Source organism: Winogradskyella sp., from assembly GCF_016744625.1.
Taxonomy (GTDB): domain Bacteria; phylum Bacteroidota; class Bacteroidia; order Flavobacteriales; family Flavobacteriaceae; genus Winogradskyella.
On record NZ_JADGDZ010000014.1, the window covers coordinates 25,545 to 45,747 of the forward strand.

The 20,203-nt window shown below is 32.5% G+C and carries 18 protein-coding genes; 8 read left to right on the forward strand and 10 right to left on the reverse strand.

Annotated features, from left to right (window positions below; genetic code table 11):
- Positions 1-41 precede the first annotated feature (41 nt).
- Genes QZZ53_RS05130 through mraZ form a run of 3 tightly spaced genes read right to left on the reverse strand, consistent with a single transcriptional unit; the run spans position 42 to position 1,743 of the window.
- On the reverse strand, positions 42-359 hold the full coding sequence (locus tag QZZ53_RS05130) for an FtsL-like putative cell division protein (RefSeq protein ID WP_296382206.1): 318 nt from the start codon (positions 357-359) through the stop codon (positions 42-44).
- Between the two features lie 30 nt (positions 360-389).
- The gene (gene rsmH, locus QZZ53_RS05135) at positions 390-1,286 is read right to left on the reverse strand and encodes a 16S rRNA (cytosine(1402)-N(4))-methyltransferase RsmH (RefSeq protein ID WP_296382209.1); all 897 of its coding nucleotides are present in this window, start codon (positions 1,284-1,286) and stop codon (positions 390-392) included.
- Positions 1,273-1,743, reverse strand: coding sequence for a division/cell wall cluster transcriptional repressor MraZ (mraZ, locus tag QZZ53_RS05140; protein WP_296382211.1), 471 nt, complete (start codon positions 1,741-1,743; stop codon positions 1,273-1,275). Before mraZ ends, rsmH begins: the two co-directional genes overlap by 14 nt.
- A 283-nt stretch (positions 1,744-2,026) precedes the next feature.
- Between mraZ and QZZ53_RS05145 the strand changes: the two genes are divergently transcribed.
- Together QZZ53_RS05145 and yihA are read left to right on the forward strand one after the other, a co-directional pair.
- Entirely contained in the window at positions 2,027-2,791 is a 765-nt protein-coding gene (locus QZZ53_RS05145) for an alpha/beta hydrolase (RefSeq protein WP_296382214.1), read from the forward strand.
- 74 nt (positions 2,792-2,865) lie between these two features.
- Entirely contained in the window at positions 2,866-3,480 is a 615-nt protein-coding gene (yihA, locus tag QZZ53_RS05150; RefSeq protein WP_296382216.1) for a ribosome biogenesis GTP-binding protein YihA/YsxC, read from the forward strand.
- A 5-nt stretch (positions 3,481-3,485) separates the two neighbouring features.
- Here yihA and QZZ53_RS05155 read toward each other — a convergent pair whose 3' ends face one another.
- Both QZZ53_RS05155 and QZZ53_RS05160 read right to left on the reverse strand, forming a co-directional pair.
- Positions 3,486-4,580, reverse strand: coding sequence for an ABC transporter permease (locus QZZ53_RS05155; protein WP_296382218.1), 1,095 nt, complete (start codon positions 4,578-4,580; stop codon positions 3,486-3,488).
- 71 nt (positions 4,581-4,651) lie between these two features.
- Positions 4,652-6,826 (reverse strand): carboxy terminal-processing peptidase, encoded by a 2,175-nt coding sequence (locus QZZ53_RS05160; RefSeq protein ID WP_296382220.1) that lies wholly within the window; start codon positions 6,824-6,826, stop codon positions 4,652-4,654.
- Between the two features lie 256 nt (positions 6,827-7,082).
- Here QZZ53_RS05160 and surE point away from each other — a divergent pair, with 256 nt between their 5' ends.
- The 3 genes from surE (at position 7,083) to lpxB (ending at position 9,406) form a co-directional block, all read left to right on the forward strand.
- On the forward strand, positions 7,083-7,853 hold the full coding sequence (gene surE, locus QZZ53_RS05165) for a 5'/3'-nucleotidase SurE (RefSeq protein ID WP_296382222.1): 771 nt from the start codon (positions 7,083-7,085) through the stop codon (positions 7,851-7,853).
- Positions 7,854-7,920: 67 nt separating this feature from the next.
- Positions 7,921-8,205: a hypothetical protein gene (locus QZZ53_RS05170; protein ID WP_296382223.1), complete on the forward strand. Its 285-nt coding sequence runs from the start codon at positions 7,921-7,923 to the stop codon at positions 8,203-8,205.
- A gap of 88 nt (positions 8,206-8,293) precedes the next feature.
- Positions 8,294-9,406: a lipid-A-disaccharide synthase gene (lpxB, locus tag QZZ53_RS05175; RefSeq protein ID WP_296382226.1), complete on the forward strand. Its 1,113-nt coding sequence runs from the start codon at positions 8,294-8,296 to the stop codon at positions 9,404-9,406.
- Between the two features lie 2 nt (positions 9,407-9,408).
- On the opposite strand, the gene QZZ53_RS05180 is transcribed toward lpxB, so the two are convergent.
- Positions 9,409-9,756, reverse strand: a complete 348-nt coding sequence (locus QZZ53_RS05180; RefSeq protein WP_296382229.1) for a hypothetical protein — start codon at positions 9,754-9,756, stop codon at positions 9,409-9,411.
- 81 nt (positions 9,757-9,837) lie between these two features.
- Here QZZ53_RS05180 and QZZ53_RS05185 point away from each other — a divergent pair, with 81 nt between their 5' ends.
- Both QZZ53_RS05185 and QZZ53_RS05190 read left to right on the forward strand, forming a co-directional pair.
- On the forward strand, positions 9,838-10,347 hold the full coding sequence (locus QZZ53_RS05185; RefSeq protein ID WP_296382231.1) for a C40 family peptidase: 510 nt from the start codon (positions 9,838-9,840) through the stop codon (positions 10,345-10,347).
- A 29-nt stretch (positions 10,348-10,376) separates the two neighbouring features.
- Positions 10,377-12,407, forward strand: a complete 2,031-nt coding sequence (locus tag QZZ53_RS05190) for a ComEC/Rec2 family competence protein (protein ID WP_296382233.1) — start codon at positions 10,377-10,379, stop codon at positions 12,405-12,407.
- 5 nt (positions 12,408-12,412) lie between these two features.
- On the opposite strand, the gene QZZ53_RS05195 is transcribed toward QZZ53_RS05190, so the two are convergent.
- The 4 genes from QZZ53_RS05195 to QZZ53_RS05210 all read right to left on the reverse strand — a co-directional run bounded on the left by QZZ53_RS05195 (position 12,413) and on the right by QZZ53_RS05210 (position 18,751).
- Complete coding sequence (locus tag QZZ53_RS05195; protein WP_296382235.1) at positions 12,413-12,973, reverse strand: thioredoxin fold domain-containing protein; 561 nt, start codon at positions 12,971-12,973, stop codon at positions 12,413-12,415.
- A gap of 85 nt (positions 12,974-13,058) precedes the next feature.
- Positions 13,059-14,843, reverse strand: a complete 1,785-nt coding sequence (locus QZZ53_RS05200) for a peptide MFS transporter (protein ID WP_296382237.1) — start codon at positions 14,841-14,843, stop codon at positions 13,059-13,061.
- 69 nt (positions 14,844-14,912) lie between these two features.
- A complete protein-coding gene (locus QZZ53_RS05205; RefSeq protein ID WP_296382239.1) occupies positions 14,913-16,466 on the reverse strand; it encodes a peptide MFS transporter in 1,554 nt (517 codons plus the stop codon).
- Positions 16,467-16,519: 53 nt separating this feature from the next.
- Complete coding sequence (locus tag QZZ53_RS05210; protein WP_296382241.1) at positions 16,520-18,751, reverse strand: S9 family peptidase; 2,232 nt, start codon at positions 18,749-18,751, stop codon at positions 16,520-16,522.
- A 150-nt stretch (positions 18,752-18,901) separates the two neighbouring features.
- On the opposite strand from QZZ53_RS05210, the gene QZZ53_RS05215 reads away from it, so the two are divergent.
- Positions 18,902-20,203 carry a hydroxymethylglutaryl-CoA reductase, degradative gene (locus tag QZZ53_RS05215; protein WP_296382243.1) on the forward strand — a complete coding sequence of 434 codons (1,302 nt, stop codon included), beginning with the start codon at positions 18,902-18,904 and terminating at the stop codon, positions 20,201-20,203.

The following is a 20,203-nucleotide window of genomic DNA, read 5'->3' on the forward strand; positions in this document are numbered from 1 at the left end:
TACAATCTGTTTAATATGTTGGTTTCTGTTGTTGCCACAGCCTAATTTTGTGATTTTACCTTAATTTTCGTTGGTGGAATTTCAGAAATCTGAATTCCTTTTTCTGCTACTTTATTTATAATGGATGACTCCATTTTTAATCGCATTAATTTTGAACGTCCATCTACAAATGCAGATCTCAACTCTTTAACCTCATTAGTGAGTTTTGCGATTTCATGTACTTTTTTATCAGCGCTATGCGAACTCGCAATCATTACTATCGCTAGTCCTGAAATAACAATAATCATGCGCCAGTTTTTAAACGAATCATCACTGATTAGAAACTTACCACGTAATATGCTGTAGATATTTTTCTTCATGCTACTTTCTGCGAAGGCAGGAATCTCTTTTTATAACTTCTCAGCAACTCGAAGTTTTGCACTTCGGGCTCTATTGTTCACTTTTATTTCAGAATGCGTAGGAACTATCAATCCTCCCACTTTTTTTAATGGCACTTCAAAGTTTCCAAACACATCCCGTTCTGGTTCACCTTCAAACAACCCATTTCTTATAAAACGTTTTACCAATCGATCTTCTAAAGAGTGGTATGAAATAAAACTTAATCTTCCTGCTTTTTTTAAAATTCCAGGTGTCTGAATAAGCAGTTCTTTTAAAACTTCAATTTCTTGGTTTACTTCAATCCTAATGGCTTGATAGATTTGTGCTAAAACTTTATTTTCTCTTTGGTGATTTAAGAACTGCTTTAAAACCGCCTTTAATTGTTCGCTCGTTTTAATTTCAGCATTCTTCCTCTCCTCAACAATTACCCTTGCCATTGCAGGTGCATTTCTTAATTCACCATACTGAAATAAAACTGCCCTTAGCTGCTCTTCGTCATAATTATTAACCACTTCATAAGCAGAAAGCTTGTTATCTTGATTCATTCGCATATCCAAATTAGCTTCGAAACGCGTAGAAAACCCACGTTCAGCAACATCAAATTGATGCGAAGAAACTCCGAAGTCAGCTAAAACACCATCGACCTCCTTTACTCCATAAAATCTTAAGAACCTTTTCATAAATCGAAAATTCTCATTAATGAGAACAAACCGATCATCTTCAATTGTATTTGCTAATGCATCCTTATCTTGATCGAAAGCATATAGTTTTCCGTCCGCTCCTAGCCTAGACAAAATCTCTCGACTATGACCTCCACCACCAAATGTGACATCTACATAAACACCGTCAGGTTTTATATCTAAACCATCAACCGTTTCCTTTAGTAAAACTGCATTATGATATTCCATCGACATCATCCTCTTGTCCCATTACTTCTTCTGCTAAATCTGCAAAATCTAAAGCAGCATCATCAATAGCTTGTTCGTATTTATCTTTATCCCAGACTTCAATAATATTAACAGCAGAAGCCAATACCACTTGCTTTGAAATACCTGAAAAACTGATTAAATCTTTTGGAATTAATAATCGACCTGCATTATCGACTTCAACAATTTTTACACCAGCCGTAAAACGTCTAATGAAATCATTGTTCTTCTTCTTGAAACGATTAAGCTTGTTTACTTTTTGCATCATCTTGTTCCATTCTGCCATAGAATACAACTCCAAACATGGCTGAAAGACAGCACGCTTCAGTACAAAACCATCTTGTAAAGCACCAGCCAACTGTTTCTTTAAAACAGCCGGAATCATTAGCCTTCCTTTGGCATCAGCTTTACACTCATATGTTCCTATAAATGAATTCAACGTATCTATTTTCTCACTTAAACGATTAAGATTCAAATATATTGAAAAAAAAACCACATCTTACCACATCCTCCCACATTTGTTGATAAGTTTTGTATTCAATATATTTGAATCTTATAAAAACTCAATAAAATCGATATTCAGAATTGAATTTAAAAGTGGGAATTATTAACAGAATTAAAAAAATAAGAATCGATATAACAGCATTGAAAAATGATAGATATATTTATATTCAAAAGGATTTAGTTATATTTGTTTTTAACACTAAAGCACCAACTTGTAGATGGCACACCTTTTAAAAAAAGAAAAGGATTATAAATATATTGAAGTAGGAGAAGGGACACCAATTATTGTGCTACATGGATTAATGGGTGGACTCAGTAATTTTGATGATGTTACTAATTTCTTTAGCTCAAATGGCTACAAAGTTATTATACCAGAACTGCCGATTTACACAATGTCTTTGCTAAAGACTAATGTTAAAAGTTTTGCTAATTACCTGAAAGCTTTCATTGAATTTAAAGGCTTAGATGATGTTATTTTATTAGGTAATTCTTTAGGTGGACACATAGGCTTATATCACACAAAATTATATCCTAAAAAAGTTAAGGCGCTTATCATTACAGGAAGTTCTGGGCTTTATGAAAGTGCTATGGGAGGCGGTTACACCAAGCGTAGTGATTATGAAGTCATAAAAAAGAAAGCACAAGATGTTTTCTATGATCCAGCTGTTGCCACTAAGGAAATTGTAGACGAAGTTTATGAAACAGTAAATGACAGAAATAAGCTTATTAAAACTTTAGCAATTGCCAAAAGCGCTATTAGACATAACATGGCTAAAGACTTGCCAAAAATGCAAACTCCAACTTGTATTATTTGGGGAAAAAATGACAATGTAACACCACCTGAAGTTGCAACGGAATTTGATGAATTATTACCTGACTCTGACTTATTTTGGATTGACAAATGTGGTCATGCTGCTATGATGGAACATCCCGAAGAGTTTAATAAAATTTTAAATGCTTGGCTGAAAAATCGTGAGCTATAGAATTTAAAAATAAAGATTTCTTAAAGTATCCTATTGTTTAATTAAATGTGATTTCCGTTTTTCGGAAACTAAAGATGAAAATAAAATCAGCTGAATTTGTTGTTAGCAATTCTGAAGTAGAAAAATGTCCTAAGAATAACCTACCAGAATATGCCTTTATTGGAAGAAGTAATGTTGGCAAGTCTTCATTAATTAATATGCTAACTGACAGAAAGAGTCTAGCAAAAACTTCTGGAAGACCTGGAAAAACGCAATTAATTAATCACTTTATCATTAATGATACTTGGTACTTGGTCGATTTACCAGGTTATGGATATGCTCGAGTCTCAAAATCCTCTAAAAAGAAATTTCAGAAATTTATTACAAACTATTTTGAGCAACGTCAGCAGTTAGTTTCTGCATTTGTTTTGGTGGACATTAGACATAAACCTCAACCTATTGATTTAGAGTTTATGCAATACCTTGGGGAAAGTGGTATTCCATTTGCCATCATTTTCACCAAAGCAGACAAGTTAAAACCTAAAGCAATAGAAAACTATGTTGAAGACTATTGCGAAGGGTTATTACAAACTTGGGAAGAATTACCTCCTTACTTTGTGACATCTTCAAGCAAGAAAATAGGACAAGAAGACGTTTTAAATTTTATTGGAAGTACAAATGATGAGATTGAGCAATTAAGAGCAGAATAAACAACTTAAGTTTTCACATCCAAAGCATCCCTCAAAGCATTACCTACTAACATAAATGCCATAACCAAAAGCATAATACAAAGTCCAGGTATTAAAGCTAAATATGGCTTCCCTAGAATGATATAATTGTAGTGATCTTTAATCATCGCTCCCCAACTTGCCATTGGTGGCTGTGCTCCTATTCCTAAAAAACTTAAACCACTTTCAATTAAAATAGCTGCAGCAAAATTGGCTGCAGAAATAACAATTAAAGGTCCAAATATGTTTGGTAAAATATGTTTTAAAATGATTCTATAGTCGTTATAACCTAAAGCTCTTGCTGCAGTAACATATTGCATTTCTTTAGCACTAATAATTTGTCCACGTACTACTCTAGCAACTTCAACCCACATCGTTAAACCTACTGCAATAAAAACTTGCCAAAACCCTTTTCCTAACGCTAACGTAATTGCTATGACTAGTAGTAAGGTAGGAATTGACCATGTAATATTAATTATCCACATGATAAACGCATCGATTTTACCACCATAATAACCCGCTAAACTTCCCATTAGCAATCCAACTATTAAGGATATAAAAACGGCTACAAAACCAATGAAAAATGAAATACGTGAGCCTATTAAAATTCGACTTAAATAATCTCTACCATATTTATCTGTTCCAAAAAGAAAGCCTCTATTATCTATATAAGTTTCATAATCTTTATTTGGAAATTGCTTTAATTCAACTTGTTTTTTCAAACCTTGTAAACCATCCGAAGCGTATTCAACATAATTTAAAACACCTCCTTTTACTTCGTATGATTGAATAGGAATTTCCGTATCCGTATTTTCTTGTCCGAAGAATAGTTTAGAAAAGAAATTGTGTTCAGATTCAATTTCTGATGGGATTGTTAACATTTGCACTTCAAATCCAGGAGATTGAGAATGAATAGATAAATGCATCTGATTTGCATTTTTTGAAGCATCTGGCGCAAATAAATAAGCGAATACTGAGATTAAACCAATACATCCAATAATAGCTAAACTGAAAACGCCCCAAAAGCTCTTTTTAAACTTTTGAAGCGCTAAACTTGTTAGTGAATTATTTGTTTCTGTCATTTGAATTGAATCAAAATGATTTTACTAAAGCATCTCGACTTCGCTCGATGTGACAGTTAAATCTGTTACTATTAATTCTTAACGTTTGCTACTTTATTTTTAATAGCATAAGTCATCTTTAAATCGTTAAGCACATTTAGTGCTTCTTCAATGTAAACATCTTTTGCTAAAGCCACGTGCCAACGCTTACGTTTTTCTTTAAGTACAGAATCTTTTTTCATTAAATCTACTTCGTACTGTAAAGAATTGAACGTTAAATTTGTATTGTATTGAGAAAGTTTTTCAAAACGCTTTGCCTCTTCTTCATTAAGCTCCATTTCTTTTTTATAATCACTATAATTTAATGAATATATCTCGCGATCTCTTATTTTCTTTACCCATTTTGCATTTGCATCAATTAGTTTTAATTGCTCATTTGCTGCCATTCGGGCTTTACTTTTACTAATCGTAGTATCGTAATCGAAGTAATTACCCCAAAGTTCATAATCTACTGCATCAATTTTATCCCATGGTAATGGATTTTCTTGATCTTTCTCTCCTATATCAATATAACTGTAACGATCTGGAACCACAACATCACTCTTCACTCCTTCTAATTGAGTAGAACCACCATTGATTCTGTAGAATTTCTGTGTCGTGAATTTTAAGGCTCCCATATCTCCTTTAGAATTATTACGAACCATTCGGTTTAAATCTAATACATTCTGTACTGTTCCTTTTCCATAAGTTTGTTTACTTCCAATAACAATTGCGCGCTTATAATCTTGCATAGCAGCCGCTAAAATCTCTGAAGCAGAAGCCGATAATTCATTTACCATAATTACTAATGGTCCATCCCAAACAATTCCCTTATCTCTATCTTTTAAAACCTCTTTAGGTTCACCTGTTGTTTTTACTTGTACAACTGGTCCTTCTTCTATAAATAAACCAGCAATATCAACAACAGTTTGTAAAGAGCCTCCACCATTATTTCTTAAATCTAAGACTAGTCCTTGAATACCCTCTTCCTTAAGGCGAATGATTTCTTGCTTAATATCTGAAGCAGCATTTCGTTTATCATAATCTTCAAAGTTGATATAAAACTTAGGTAAATTAATGACTCCAAACTTTTTATCATCTTTAATTACAGTAGATGATTTTGCATAAGTCTCTTCTAACTCAACAATATCACGAGTTATTTCAATATCCTGAACCGTACCATCTACTTTTTTGAGTGTTAATGTTACCATAGTCCCTTTTGGGCCTTTTATAAATTTAATAGCATCATCTAGACGCATACCAACAATATTTACAGGCTTTTCTTCATCCTCTTGTTTCACCTTAAGGATTTGGTCACCAACTTCGAGTTCGTTTTGTCTCCATGCTGGTCCACCACTGATTATTTCGTTAACCATAATGGCATCCATTTTCTTTTGAAGTCTTGCACCAATGCCTTCAAAATTCCCTGACATTGCCACATCAAATCTGTCTTTATCTTCTGGTGCAAAGTAAAACGTATGCGGATCAAATTCTTCAACAATAGCATTAATAAAAACCGCAAACCAGTCTTTGCGTTGTCTGTCTTCAATAAAATCGTAAAGCTCATCTAATGAACGTTTCGTTACTTCCCTAGATTCTTTTTCAACTTCTTTTATAGACTTTTTATCAGAACTTTTAGGTTTCTCATTTTCAGCAGAAAACACACTTTCTGGAAGATCATTTGCTTCCAAATCCGCATCACGTTGTGCTAAAGCATCATCATAATTTGCAATAGTTGAAAACTTAAGTTGTTGCCTCCAACGCTCTTTCATTTCGCGCTTACTTTTCACATAAGTCAACTTTTCATAATCAGAAGAATACTCTTCAGCTTTAGAAAAATCGAAAGGCTTTTCTAAAATTTCAGTGTACATTTTCTTAGAATCTTCTATACGCTCTAAAAGGCGTTGGTGTGTCATATTGAAAAACGACAGGTCATAAACTTTAATTTGGTCGTCCAATTGACTTTTATAAACTTCAAATTCTTTAATATCCGAAGCATAAAAATAACGCTTAAATGGATCTAATTGATTTAAATAATCTTCAAATACATTAGCTGAAAAGTCATCATTTATATCTTGTGGATTATAATGACCTTGGTCCAAAACATAGGTAATCAACTGAATTAACAGCTTATCTTTATCTGGATCGTCAAATGTTTTACTGGTGAAACTACATGAGGCAAATGCTATTAACAATGCAAGTAGTAAGAACTTATAATTCCCTCTCATTTTTTCTTTTTTATAGATTTGTTCGGTAAAAATGTGTTCGCCATTCATCTGAATTCTTCAATCTAAGAATTTCCTATGGCTCGGTTCATTTTCTTTTTGTTTAATTCTTATTAAGTAGGTTTTCAATATTTCACTAAAATAGAAGAAAAAACCGTGCCATAAAAAATCAGAACTACTAATTTTTTGTTAAAGGTTATATTACCAAGAAATCGTAAGCTTTTTAGTACTTTTACAGCATATTAATCGTATTTATTAAATGTCTGCACGTCCTTTAATTTTAGTTACCAATGATGATGGAATTACCGCTCCAGGTATAAGAACCCTAATTTCTGTAATGAACACCATTGGAGATGTTGTTGTGGTTGCTCCCGATAGTCCACAAAGTGCTATGGGACATGCCATTACAATTAATTCTACTTTACATTTAGAAAAAGTTACTATAGATGGAAATCAACCTGAATATAGTTGTTCAGGCACTCCAGCAGATTGTGTGAAATTAGCCGTTAATGAAATTTTAGACCGTCGACCAGATATTTGCGTATCTGGCATTAATCATGGCTCTAATTCATCAATTAATGTCATTTATTCAGGAACCATGAGTGCTGCTCTTGAAGCAGGTATAGAAGGGATTCCTGCAATTGGATTTTCACTTTTAGATTATAATTGGAATGCTAATTTTGAGCATTGTAAGTCGTTTATTGAAATTATTACTAGACAAGTTTTAGAGCATGGTTTGTCAGATGGCGTGGTATTGAATGTTAATTTACCTAATCTTGAAGAAAAGGCTATTAAAGGGATAAAAGTATGCAGGCAAGCTCGTGCCAACTGGAAAGAGGAATTTGATAAGCGTACTAACCCAATGGGGCGTGATTATTATTGGCTCACTGGCAAATTTGTAAATATGGATAATGGAGAAGATACTGACGAATGGGCTTTAGAGAATGGCTATGTATCTGTTGTACCAGTGCAATTTGATTTAACAGCTCATCATGCTATACAAAATTTAAATACCTGGAAATTAAAATAATACACGTTTCACTAAATAAAGATTCCGTTTTTTAGGAAAATAGTTACTGAAATAAATTCAGCATAAAATGAAAAAAGAAATTTTAATAGGATTTATAGTTGGCATTATAGCAGCTGGTTTTGGATTGATTTTAGCTATTCAGTTTTTTGGAAAATCTGATGACTGGGGAATTGTTCTTAGGCGAGCTATTGCCGAAGATTTTCTAACCAAACTAATGAGTATTGGTGCACTTCTCAATTTAGGAGCTTTTTTCCTTTTCTTAAAGAAAAAGCAAGATCATAGAGCTAAAGGCGTTTTAATTGCTACAATTTTAATACTGATTTCTACGATGGTAATTAAATTTATGAATTAAATGAAACATCCAATCCTAAAATTTAATTTTGAAAGCTTAATCATTTTAGATGTTTCTTGTGACAATTTAAAAGCAATAAAATAAACACATGAAATACTACATCATTGCTGGCGAAGCTTCGGGAGATTTACATGGTTCTAACCTAATGAAAGCCTTATTAAAACAAGATAATAAAGCTGATATTAGATTTTGGGGAGGAGACTTAATGCAGTCTGTTGGTGGTGAATTGGTGGTGCATTATAAAGAGCGTCAATTTATGGGTTTTGCTGAAGTTATTTTTAACCTCAGAAAAGTATTAGGACAGATAAAATTCTGTAAAACAGATATTGAGAAATTTCAACCAGACGCAATTATTTTTATTGATAATTCTGGTTTTAATCTTCGCATAGCCAAATGGGCTAAAATCAAAAAAATTAAAACTCATTATTACATTTCTCCTCAAGTTTGGGCATCGAGAGCTGGTCGTGTTGAAAAAATAAAACACGATGTTGATGCCATGTATGTTATTCTTCCGTTTGAAAAGGAATTCTATAAAAAATACGGATATAATGTTCATTTTGTAGGACATCCATTAATTGATGCCATTGCAGATAGGCCTCAGGTTGATGAAAACTCATTTAGAAAACAACATAAACTCAGTAACAAACCAATCATTGCCCTATTACCTGGAAGTCGAAAACAAGAGATTACTAAAATGCTTAGTGTGATGTTGAGTTTAGTTAATGATTTTGAAAATTATCAATTTGTTATTGCTGGAGCTCCAAGTCAAGATTTTGATTTCTACAAGAGTTTTATTAAGCAAGATAATGTACATTTTATCTCCAATAAAACGTATGATCTTTTAAGCATATCCAATGCAGCCTTAGTTACTTCTGGCACTGCAACCTTAGAAACTGCATTGTTTAAAGTACCTCAGGTCGTTTGCTATAAAGCCAATGCAATTTCATACCAAATTGCGAAACGAATTATTACTTTAAAATATATTTCGCTCGTGAATTTAATAATGGATCGTGAAGTGGTAACAGAACTGATTCAAGGAGATTTTAATAAAAAACGTTTAAAAAAAGAATTAACAGCTATTTTAGAATCCGAAAATAGAGAGCAATTGTTTTTAGATTATTACGAATTAGAACAAAAGCTTGGAGGAAGTGGTGCTAGTGATAATACAGCTGCGTTAATTTTTAATGCGGTTAAAAATTAAATCTATAGCCCATTGGGAAAACACGAATACCCAAAATAAAATGAAGCAGGCCTTAAAGTTTCAACAAACTCATATAGTGGCATTATTACAATTACTAAAGCAAGCATAAATAAAACAACTTTAGACCTAAAACCAATAGTTCTAGACTCAACTGTAATGCTCTCAAAATTCAATGAGTAATGACTTAAGTCAGTTTCTATTTCTTCATTCTCAAATAAATAATTGGAATTACCCTTTTGAAACTTCAATTTGTTTTTAGCCCAACTAAAAAGAAATACTATAGCAGTTATAGCAACAATACAGGTTACTATAAAATCATCTAAATCTGAATAAAATACTATTACTTTCACGATTCTATAAATTTATAAAAAAGTCATCATATTTTTTTATTATTTTAGACATTAAAGCAAATACATCTACTAAAACTAATAATGAAACGATTTTTACCCTTCTTCCTATTAATAGTACTTGCTAGTAGCTGTAAATCAAAGAAATCATATTCTAGTAAAAAAAGACAAACGCATACTGTAACAGTAAACACGACTGCAAAGCCTTCTGAAGAAGCCAAAAACATTGTAAAATACGCCAAAACATTTGATGGCACACGCTACAAATATGGAGGAACTACAAAACGTGGTATGGATTGCTCTGGTTTAATTTACACTAGCTTTAAGAAACACAACATCAATATACCAAGAACAACATCTGACTTAAAAAATGCAGGCTCTTGGATAGATATAAAAGAAGTGAATGTTGGTGATTTAGTGTTTTTTGCTACTAAGAAAAATAGCAGACGTGTTAACCATGTTGGTATCGTTACCAATGTACGAACAGGAAATGTAGAGTTTATCCACGCGTCTAGTAGCAGAGGTGTTATGGTATCTTCTTTAGCTGAACGCTATTGGTATTTTGCTTTTGTGCAAGCACGACGTGTGCTTTAATCTTTTTCTTATCTTAGTAGCTCATAATCATGAAGTTACTAAATTTTACCATCATAAAACTGACCATTTGTTTGGTTATTGGAATCGTAATAGCACATTTTGCTAATACAGATTTTCAAACGGTTTTATATATAACTATTAGCTTAATTGTTATACTTGGCTTCTTTTGGTTATTTCTAAGAAAAAAAATAGACCATTTACCTGTGTTTGGGTTACTAACCTACTTGTGTTTGATTGGCATAGGAATGATTTCTTATTCAATTCAAGATGAGAAACTTCAATCTTATCACTATACAAACCTTAATATCTCTAAAGATTTTAATTCTATAACTTTCAAAATTAAAGAGCGTCTAAAACCCGACAATTACAATGAAAAATATATTGTTTCTATAAACTCAGTTAATACTAAAAAGGCCTCAGGCAAATTGTTAATCAATATTAGACGAGACAGCTTAAGCAAAGTTCTTTCTGTTGATGATGTACTGGTAACTTCTTCGCAATTAAAAGACATTCAGAAACCTATAAATCCACATCAATTTGATTACAATAAGTATTTAAAATTAAAACAGGTTTATCATCAACTCTATTTAAAACAAGATGAGTTATTACTCCTTTCTGATTCAAAAACTACTATCTATGGCTTTGCTGATAAATTAAGAACAACTATTAATACAAAACTCATAGAAGCTGGATTTAAAAACGAAGCGCTTAGCATTATGAATGCACTATTGCTTGGTCAACGACAAACCATTGATAAAACTATCTATAATAATTACGTGAATTCTGGAACGATTCATATTTTAGCCGTTTCAGGATTACATGTTGGTATTATATTATGGATTCTTAATTTTATATTTAAACCACTACTCTATCTTAAAAATGGCAATTATCTTAGAATGGTAATTTTAGTAACTACTCTATGGTCTTTTGCTGTTATTGCGGGTTTGTCTCCTTCTGTGACTAGAGCAGTCACTATGTTTAGCATTATTAGTATTGCAATGCATTTAAAACGGTCTACTAATATTTATAACACTTTAATCATTTCAGCATTTATAATTCTGCTTTTTAAACCCACATTTTTGTTTGAAGTTGGTTTTCAGATGAGTTATTTAGCTGTTTTGGGTATTGTAAGTGTTCAGCCAATTATATATAGATTATGGAAACCCAAATTTCTAGTTACAGATAAATTATGGCAAATCTTTACAGTGACTTTAGCCGCACAAGCCGGAGTTGTTCCCATAAGCTTATTCTATTTTCATCAGTTTCCTGGCTTGTTCTTTATTTCTAATATTGTTGTGATTCCTTTTCTAGGCTTAATCTTAGGTTTCGGATTATTAGTTATTGCGTTAGCGCTTTTGAATATGCTTCCTGATTTTATAGTAGTTGCCTATAGTTTTATTATTGATAGTTTAAATGACTTTATAGCTTGGGTCGCTCAGTTTGAAGGTTTTCTATTTCGAGATATTCCTTATACCATACTTCAAGTGATTTGTTCTTATCTAATTATTGCTGCTTTGGTTCAGGTTTATAAATTCAGGAATTTCAAATGGGTTGCTTTGAGTTTAATTGCGATTCTTTGTTTTCAAAGCATTTCTTTTTTCAACGCCTATAAAGTACAGGGTGATGCTTTTATTGTTTTTAATAAAAGTAGATATTCTATGATTGGGCAAAAACATAATGAAGAATTACTAGTGCATCATAATTTGGATTCGTTAAAACGAAAAACAGATAATGTTATAACCAATTATAAAGTTGGTGAATCTATTGAGAATATTGAAATGGATAGTCTTCAATCTATTTATCAATTTAACGACAAGAACATTTTAGTAATAGATAGCTTAGGAGTTTATAAAGGACTTTCATTTCAACCTAACTATATTCTATTAAGAAACTCACCAAAACTTAATCTTAATAGAGTTATTGACAGTCTAAAACCTGAACTAATTATTGCAGATGCAAGTAATTACAAGTCATATGCGAAACGTTGGAAAATAACATGCGAGCATAAAAAAATCCCTTTCCATTATACTTATGAAAAGGGAGCTTTTATTATAGATTAAAATTTTCACTCTTTAAACTCGGCCTTAAAGGATTTGTAGTATTCGTTAAACTTTTCTTGAGTATCCATGTTTTTATGATCATCATTTTTAAACAACTTTAAATACAACTCTAATTGTTGCGGTTTTAAGTAACCAGTAACAGGCGTAATAAAATTAGCTTCTTCATCAAAAAACACCATGGTTGGATATGCTCTTACTTTAAGATATCTCGAAAACTCATGTGCACTATTTCTTCGATTTACTTTCGTTGCATCGTAATTTGGGTTTCCGAAGGTTTTATCTTTGTAAGTCACAGATTCATTGCCTTCACCATTAAATTTAACAGCATAGAAATGTTCATTAACATAATTTGCTACATCTTCATTCTGAAATGTATTCTTGTCTAACATTTTACAAGGTCCGCACCAATTGGTATATACGTCCATTATAATCTTTTTAGGTGCTGTTTTCTGAAGCTCAATAGCTTCTTCTATAGTCACCCAATTAATTTTTCCTGATGCCTCGTTAGTCATTGGCTTAAATGAGGCCAATAATACTACTAACACTAAATATCCTAATTTCCTCATGACTGATTTGTTGCAAAAGTTGTTCCGAACTTACAAAAAATGCTCCTTAAAAAGGAGCATTTTATAATATTTTAACGGTTTTTGGTTAACGCACTCCGTGCATTAATCGTTTTAATAATGGATTTAATAAAATTGATATAAGACCTACTCCAATTGGAATTAAAGTAAATATTAAGAAAAAGGTACCCATTGAATATTGCTCAGAAATTTTATCAATCATTCCTCCCATTGTTCCAGCAGCCTTTTGACCTACAGCAATAGCCAGATACCAAACACCAAACATAAAGCCAATCATACGAGCAGGAACCAATTTACTCAAATAGGATAAACCTACTGGAGAAAGGCATAACTCACCCATGGTGTGAAATAAGTATGCTAATATTAAAAATATCATACTTACTGAAGCTGTTTTTGCACCTGGAGGAATATCTGATGCTCCGTAAGATAATATCGCAAATCCCAATCCTAAAAGAATGAGGCCTAAACCATATTTCATAGCAGCACTCGGATTATATTTACTTTCCCACCATTTTGAAAATAATGGAGCGAGAGTAATAATAAAGAATGAATTAAGAATACCAAACCAAGTCGCTTCGATTTCATTTCCTTGTTCAGAAAATTTATTAAATAATCTAAATAGTACTAAATACCATATCCCAACAAAAGCTAAAGCAAGAACAATATTTGACAATCCGATTTTTGAGAATGTTTTTTTCGATAATAAAATTAACACCCAAGTAATAATAATTAAAGGTACCGTAGTTAAAATTGCATCTACAACTTTAAATATCATTGCCGAATCACCTACCAAGGTTCTATCGGTATAATCTCTTGCAAATAAAGTCATAGATCCTAATGACTGTTCAAAAAATGCGAAGAAAAATACTGTGAAAAGACCAAAAATTGAAACTGCTATAATTCTATCCCTTACAATAGGAATATATCTAGAAATTCTAGTTACTAAAAGAATTAAAAACAGCACTAATGCCGTTAAAACAATTACATCTGACCCATTCAAACCGCCAATTGTAAATGGAGCTAAACTTGTTCCTCCAATTTTTTCTAAAGGATCATTAAATAGATAAAGCAAACCACCTACAGAAGATAAAACAATTAAGATTTTATCAAACATCGTAAACGGATTCAACTTCGCATCAGCTAAAGCTTCTTCTTGTTCCGCAGGACTTTCTTCATTTATATTTTGAGGCAATTCTACTTCGTGTACTTTAGATGGTTTTGCTCCAATACTTCCAAAAAGGTCTTTTGCTAACCAAAATTGAAGCATTCCTAAAAACATGAATATTCCAGCTAATCCAAAGCCCCAAGACCATCCAAAGTTTTCTGCTAAATAACCACATAGCATCATACCAAAAAATGCTCCTGCATTAACTCCCATATAAAATATGGTATAAGCTCCATCCTTTTTAGACTCTTTACCTTTATACATTTCAGAAATTATGGAAGTAATATTTGGCTTAAAAAAACCTGTACCGATAACCAAAAGTGCTAGACCTATATAAAATGTCATAGTGGTTTCTAACGCCATAGAAGCATGACCTAAGGTCATAATTAAACAACCTACTACCACTGCAACACGATAACCTGTGATTTTATCAGCTATCCAACCACCAACAATAGGTGTTAAGTAGAGTAAAGACGCATAAGTTCCGATAAGTGCTAAAGCATGTTCTCGAGGCCAATCCCAACCTGGATTATCACTCGCAAATGGTGCCGTTAAAAAAAGCACTAATAAAATACGCATTCCGTAGAACGAGAAACGCTCCCACATTTCAGTAAAAAACAGCACAAATAGTCCTGCTGGATGTCCAATGACTTTGTCTTTAAATAGATTTTCGATATCTGTATTCATAAAAGAGAGTTTAGTTAAAAGGGAAACCCTTACATAAATTAATTTGCAAGGGTTTTTATATAAAGTTTATTAATCGTCTGCTAATTCGAAACCTTCAGCTTCTTCATGTTTTAAGTCCCTTTCCTGGTCTTCAACACCATGAGTAAGACGCTTTAACGGTTTTAATATTGCTATAAATAATCCACCTATGATTACAGTAAATATTACAATTCCTGTAAATATCGTTTTTTCACCATAATCTGTTGCTGATTCACCAACAATACCTGCTACTTTATTACCTAATCCTGTTGCTGCAAAATAAACACCCATCATTAACGACGCATATTTTACTGGAGCTAATTTTGTAATAAATGATAGTGCCACAGGAGAAATACATAATTCACCAATTGTATGGAACAAATAAGCTAAGACTAACCAAATCATACTAGATGTTCCTGATTTTTCAAATTCCATTGCCGCAAATACCATGAACAAAAATCCAAAGCCCATGATAATAATACCTAAAGCCATTTTGAATAATGATGAAGCTTCTTTTCCTTTTAATTTACGCGATGCCCAATAACCTGCAACTGCTGTTGCAAAAAGTATAATAAATCCGGCATTTAAACTTTGAAACATTACCGTTGGTATTTCCCAACCAAATAACACTCTATCAGTATTAGTTTCGGTATATAAATTCATTAAGCCACCAGCTTGTTCAAATGCTCCCCAAAAAATAATTACCATTATAAATGACAATAGTAGTACAAGGAAACGATCTTTATAAGCCTGAGAATCTAGTTCTTTATATATCATCATTAATAATGCAGCAATAGCTGTTAAAAACAAAAATAACAGACCATAACCCCAATCTAGATAATACCAGCCAATACCAGAAAGTAATGCCAGTATTACGGTAAAAGTAAGTTGCGTTGGAGAACTAAATAGTTTTGAATATAATTTTCCATAAGAAATTTCATTCGGGTCGTCTTTAGCTTCAACTAAATTACCAACATGTGTTAAATACTTCTGACCATAGATATAATTAATTAACCCAAGTACCATCACAATACCTGCTAATCCAAAACCTGCATGCCAACCCCATTCTGCGACCACCAATCCAACAACCATCGTTGCTAAAAGTGACCCAAGGTTTATACCTATATAAAAAATACTAAACCCTTTATCTCTTCTTATATCTCCATCTTTATAAAGACCTCCAACCATAGTAGAAATATTTGGCTTCAATAAACCAACACCTAGTATAACTAAACCAAGCCCTGTATAAAATGCCCAAATATCGGTCAGTACCAATACTCCATGACCTAAACATAAAATAATAGCGCCTACCAAAACGGCTTTCTTTTGACCAATCAATTTATCCGCTATCATTCCGCCAGGAATTGACATTACGTACACAAGCATTGTGTACCAACCATAAAGAGCGAGTGCTTCTTTACTTGTCCAGCCTAATCCTGCTCCTCTGTCATCTCCAATTGTAGCCGTTGTCATATACAACACTAATAAAGCTCGCATTCCATAATAAGAAAAGCGTTCCCACATTTCCGTAAGAAAAAGTATATAAAGACCAATTGGTTGCCCAAAAAGTTCTTTTTGATATTCTGGTTTAATTGCTGTTGACATAAAATCTATTTTAGTTAGTTAGTTAGTTAGTTAGTTAGTTCGTTAGTGTTAGTTTAGCCTTTAATTTTAGATGGCTCCTTTTCTTTTTTATCATTCTTTTTCAGCTTATCGCCTAAAGTTTTATTGATAAAGTTGGTCATCTTTTTATATAAATGGAGCCTAGTGTTTCCTCCATAGATACCATGATTTTTATCTGGATACACCATCCATTCAAACTGCTTATCTGCTTGAATTAATGCTTCTACCATACGCATGGTATTCTGTAAATGTACATTATCATCACCAGACCCATGAATTAATAAGAAGTCTCCTTCCAATTTATCAACGTGGTTTATTGGAGAATTCTCATCATAACCACTTGAATTTTCTTGTGGAGTTGTCATATAACGCTCTGTATAAATAGTGTCGTAAAACCTCCAACTTGTAACTGGTGCAACGGCAATCGCCATTTTAAAAACATCGTTACCCTTAAACAACGCATTACTACTCATAAAACCTCCATAACTCCAACCCCAAATCCCTATTCTGGTTTTATCAATGTATGGTAAAGCTCCTAGCTTTTTAGCCGCTTCTATTTGATCTTCTAACTCGTATTTACCTAATTCATTTTGAGTTACTTTCTTAAAATCAGCGCCTTTAAATCCGGTTCCTCTACCATCTACACAAGCTACAATATAACCTTGTTGTGCTAACATTTGGTACCAATAATCATTTGTACCATTCCAACGGTTTGCGACTTGTTGTGAACCTGGACCAGAGTATTGATACATAAACAATGGATATTCTTTACCAGCATCAAAATTTGCTGGCTTAATCATCCACATGTTTAAGTCATTACCATTAACATTTATTGTACTAAATTCTTTTTTAGAAGTAATGTAAGTTCCTACCTTTTGAGCTAACTTATCATTATCCTTAATGCTTTTAACAACTGCACCAGACTTAGAGCTATTAAGCGTATACTCTTGAGGAGTTGTTGCACTAGAATGCGTATTAATAAAATAAGTAAAATCAGCACTAAACGATGCGTTATTAGTTCCATCTGTTTTTGTCAATCGCTTTTTGTTCTTTCCATTCAATTTAATAGAATAGACATCTCTATTAATAGAACCGTTTTCAACAGATTGATAATAAATAGCATTCTCTTTTTTATTAAATCCATAATAGTTAGTGACTTCCCAATTTCCATTTGTCACTTGATTAATTAACTTTCCATCCTTAGCATAATGATAAATATGATTGTAACCATCCTTCTCACTCGTCCAAATAAAACTATTGTCTTTTAGAAAAGTAAGGTTGAATGTTACATCAATATAAGCCTTGTCTTTTTCCGCTAAAACCAAGCTAGAAGACTTACTTTTAGTATTTATCATCCATAAATCTAATTCATCTTGATGACGATTCATATACTGAACACTCAATACATTAGCATCTTTAGTCCATTCTAATCTTGGAATATAAAAGTCTTCGTAAGCTTTATCTACTTTAAGTTGTTGAAGCTTTTTAGAATTTATATCATATAAATGTAATGACACATTAGAATTTGCTTCACCCGCTTTTGGGTATTTAAAAACCTGCTGCGTTTGGTATAAGTCTGATCCAAAAACATCCATTGAAAATTCAGGCACTTCAGCCTCATCAAAACGAATAAAAGCAATTTGATTGCTATCTGCATTCCAGTCAAAAGCTCTTACAAAACTAAATTCTTCTTCATATACCCAATCCGTAATGCCATTAATGATTTTATTCTTTATACCATCAGAAGTAATTTGCTCAACCAACCCAGAAACTAAATCCTTTACATAAAGATTGTTACCAAAACCATAAGCGATTTTTGTTCCGTCTGGAGATAATGTAGGTTCTTGAACCAAATCATCAGAAACTTTAGTTACTTTTTTTGAAGCGATATCATAGATATAAAATTCACCTAAAGTAGATCGTCTAAAAACAGGTTTAGAGTTCGTTGTTAAGATTACCTTAGATTCATCATCACTAAAGCTATAATCAAAAAAACCTTGAATCTCTGAAATATCTGCAGAAGAGACCAAGGTTTTTACTTTTTCTAAAGTTTTATAATCGTAAATATCGATTGTTGCTGTTCTATTTTGTCTATCGAAATTTAAAACTGAATACTGTTTACCATTCTTCATAGAATGCAATGCTTGCATGCCTTCAGTTCTAAATGAACCACTCCAAATACCTTCGAGTGAAATTTGTTTGTCTTGACAATAAATTAATGAGGTTGTTAAAAATCCTACAATTGCAAACAAGCGTCTTAATTTCATAAAATTCATTTTTCAATATAGCAATGCCAAGTTTACTAAAAATTATGCAAAAAAGAGGCATTATTAACAGTAAATCGGCAATTAATGGTAGTTAGTGCGCACATTTTATGCCAATCCTAAGTATCTTTGTGCTTTAAATTTAAAACAAATATGCCAAACGCTATTTCTGGCTTTTCTAAGCTTACAAAATCTGAAAAGATTGAGTGGCTTTTAGACACCTATTTTACTGATAAAGAAGCAGCACGAACACTGGTAAAACAGTATTGGAATACTGATCAAAAACTTCAGAAATTACACGATGAGTTCATAGAAAATACAATTACAAATTACTACCTACCTCTTGGTATCGCACCTAACTTTCTGATTAACAACACACTCTACACAATTCCAATGACTATAGAAGAAAGTTCTGTAGTTGCTGCTGCCAGCAAAGCAGCCAAATTTTGGTATGACAGAGGTGGATTTAAAGCAGAAGTTATCTCAACCCAGAAAATTGGTCAAGTACACTTTGTTTATAAAGGTGATTTTAAAAAACTTGAAAACTTCTTTGAAACCGTAAAACCAAAATTAATTTTGGCGACTTCCGATATCACTAAAAACATGAAACGTCGAGGAGGTGGTATTTTAGATATTGAATTACGAAACAAGTCTAACGATTTAGACAATTATTATCAATTGCATGCCACGTTTGAAACATTGAATGCAATGGGAGCAAATTTCATAAACTCTTGTTTAGAGCAATTTGCAACAATTTTTAAGGCGGAAGCAAGCATAAATTTAGATGATGATTTAAATATAGTGATGAGTATTCTCTCTAACTATGTTCCAAATTGTTTGGTGAGGGCAGAAGTATCATGTCCAATTTCTGATCTAAAAAGTAAAGACATTTCAGATCCTGAGATTTTTGCACAGAAATTTAAACAAGCCGTTAATATTGCAGAAGTGGAACCTTTTAGAGCAGTTACTCACAATAAAGGTATTATGAATGGCATTGATGCTGTTGTATTAGCCACAGGAAATGATTTTAGAGCTGTTGAAGCTGGAGTACATGCATATGCATCTCGAAACGGAAAATATTCAAGTTTAACACATTGCTCTATTGAAAACGGTGTCTTTAAATTTTGGATAGAACTACCTTTAGCTCTTGGTACTGTTGGTGGCTTAACAAGTTTACACCCTTTAGTAAAGTTTTCTTTAGAAATGCTCGAAAAGCCAACTGCAAAAGATTTAATGCAGATAGTTGCCGTAGCTGGTTTAGCTCAAAATTTTGGAGCGTTAAAATCGCTAACTACAACTGGCATACAAGAAGGTCACATGAAAATGCACTTAATGAACATTTTGAATCAGTTTGAAGCAACAGTAGAAGAGAAAACCCAAATAGTAGAACATTTTAAAACTAACATAGTGACGCATAGTGCAGTTGTTGAAGCTATAGAAAATCTTAGAAAATAA

Bases quoted from the DNA above. Each gene is read 5' to 3' on its own strand.
- QZZ53_RS05130 (WP_296382206.1), bottom strand. From the start codon at position 359: ATGAAGAAAAATATCTACAGCATATTACGTGGTAAGTTTCTAATCAGT.
- rsmH (WP_296382209.1), bottom strand. From the start codon at position 1,286: ATGGAATATCATAATGCAGTTTTACTAAAGGAAACGGTTGATGGTTTA.
- QZZ53_RS05145 (WP_296382214.1), top strand. From the start codon at position 2,027: ATGGCACACCTTTTAAAAAAAGAAAAGGATTATAAATATATTGAAGTA.
- yihA (WP_296382216.1), top strand. From the start codon at position 2,866: ATGAAAATAAAATCAGCTGAATTTGTTGTTAGCAATTCTGAAGTAGAA.
- QZZ53_RS05155 (WP_296382218.1), bottom strand. From the start codon at position 4,580: ATGACAGAAACAAATAATTCACTAACAAGTTTAGCGCTTCAAAAGTTT.
- QZZ53_RS05160 (WP_296382220.1), bottom strand. From the start codon at position 6,826: ATGAGAGGGAATTATAAGTTCTTACTACTTGCATTGTTAATAGCATTT.
- surE (WP_296382222.1), top strand. From the start codon at position 7,083: ATGTCTGCACGTCCTTTAATTTTAGTTACCAATGATGATGGAATTACC.
- QZZ53_RS05170 (WP_296382223.1), top strand. From the start codon at position 7,921: ATGAAAAAAGAAATTTTAATAGGATTTATAGTTGGCATTATAGCAGCT.
- lpxB (WP_296382226.1), top strand. From the start codon at position 8,294: ATGAAATACTACATCATTGCTGGCGAAGCTTCGGGAGATTTACATGGT.
- QZZ53_RS05185 (WP_296382231.1), top strand. From the start codon at position 9,838: ATGAAACGATTTTTACCCTTCTTCCTATTAATAGTACTTGCTAGTAGC.
- QZZ53_RS05190 (WP_296382233.1), top strand. From the start codon at position 10,377: ATGAAGTTACTAAATTTTACCATCATAAAACTGACCATTTGTTTGGTT.
- QZZ53_RS05195 (WP_296382235.1), bottom strand. From the start codon at position 12,973: ATGAGGAAATTAGGATATTTAGTGTTAGTAGTATTATTGGCCTCATTT.
- QZZ53_RS05200 (WP_296382237.1), bottom strand. From the start codon at position 14,843: ATGAATACAGATATCGAAAATCTATTTAAAGACAAAGTCATTGGACAT.
- QZZ53_RS05205 (WP_296382239.1), bottom strand. From the start codon at position 16,466: ATGTCAACAGCAATTAAACCAGAATATCAAAAAGAACTTTTTGGGCAA.
- QZZ53_RS05210 (WP_296382241.1), bottom strand. From the start codon at position 18,751: ATGAAATTAAGACGCTTGTTTGCAATTGTAGGATTTTTAACAACCTCA.
- QZZ53_RS05215 (WP_296382243.1), top strand. From the start codon at position 18,902: ATGCCAAACGCTATTTCTGGCTTTTCTAAGCTTACAAAATCTGAAAAG.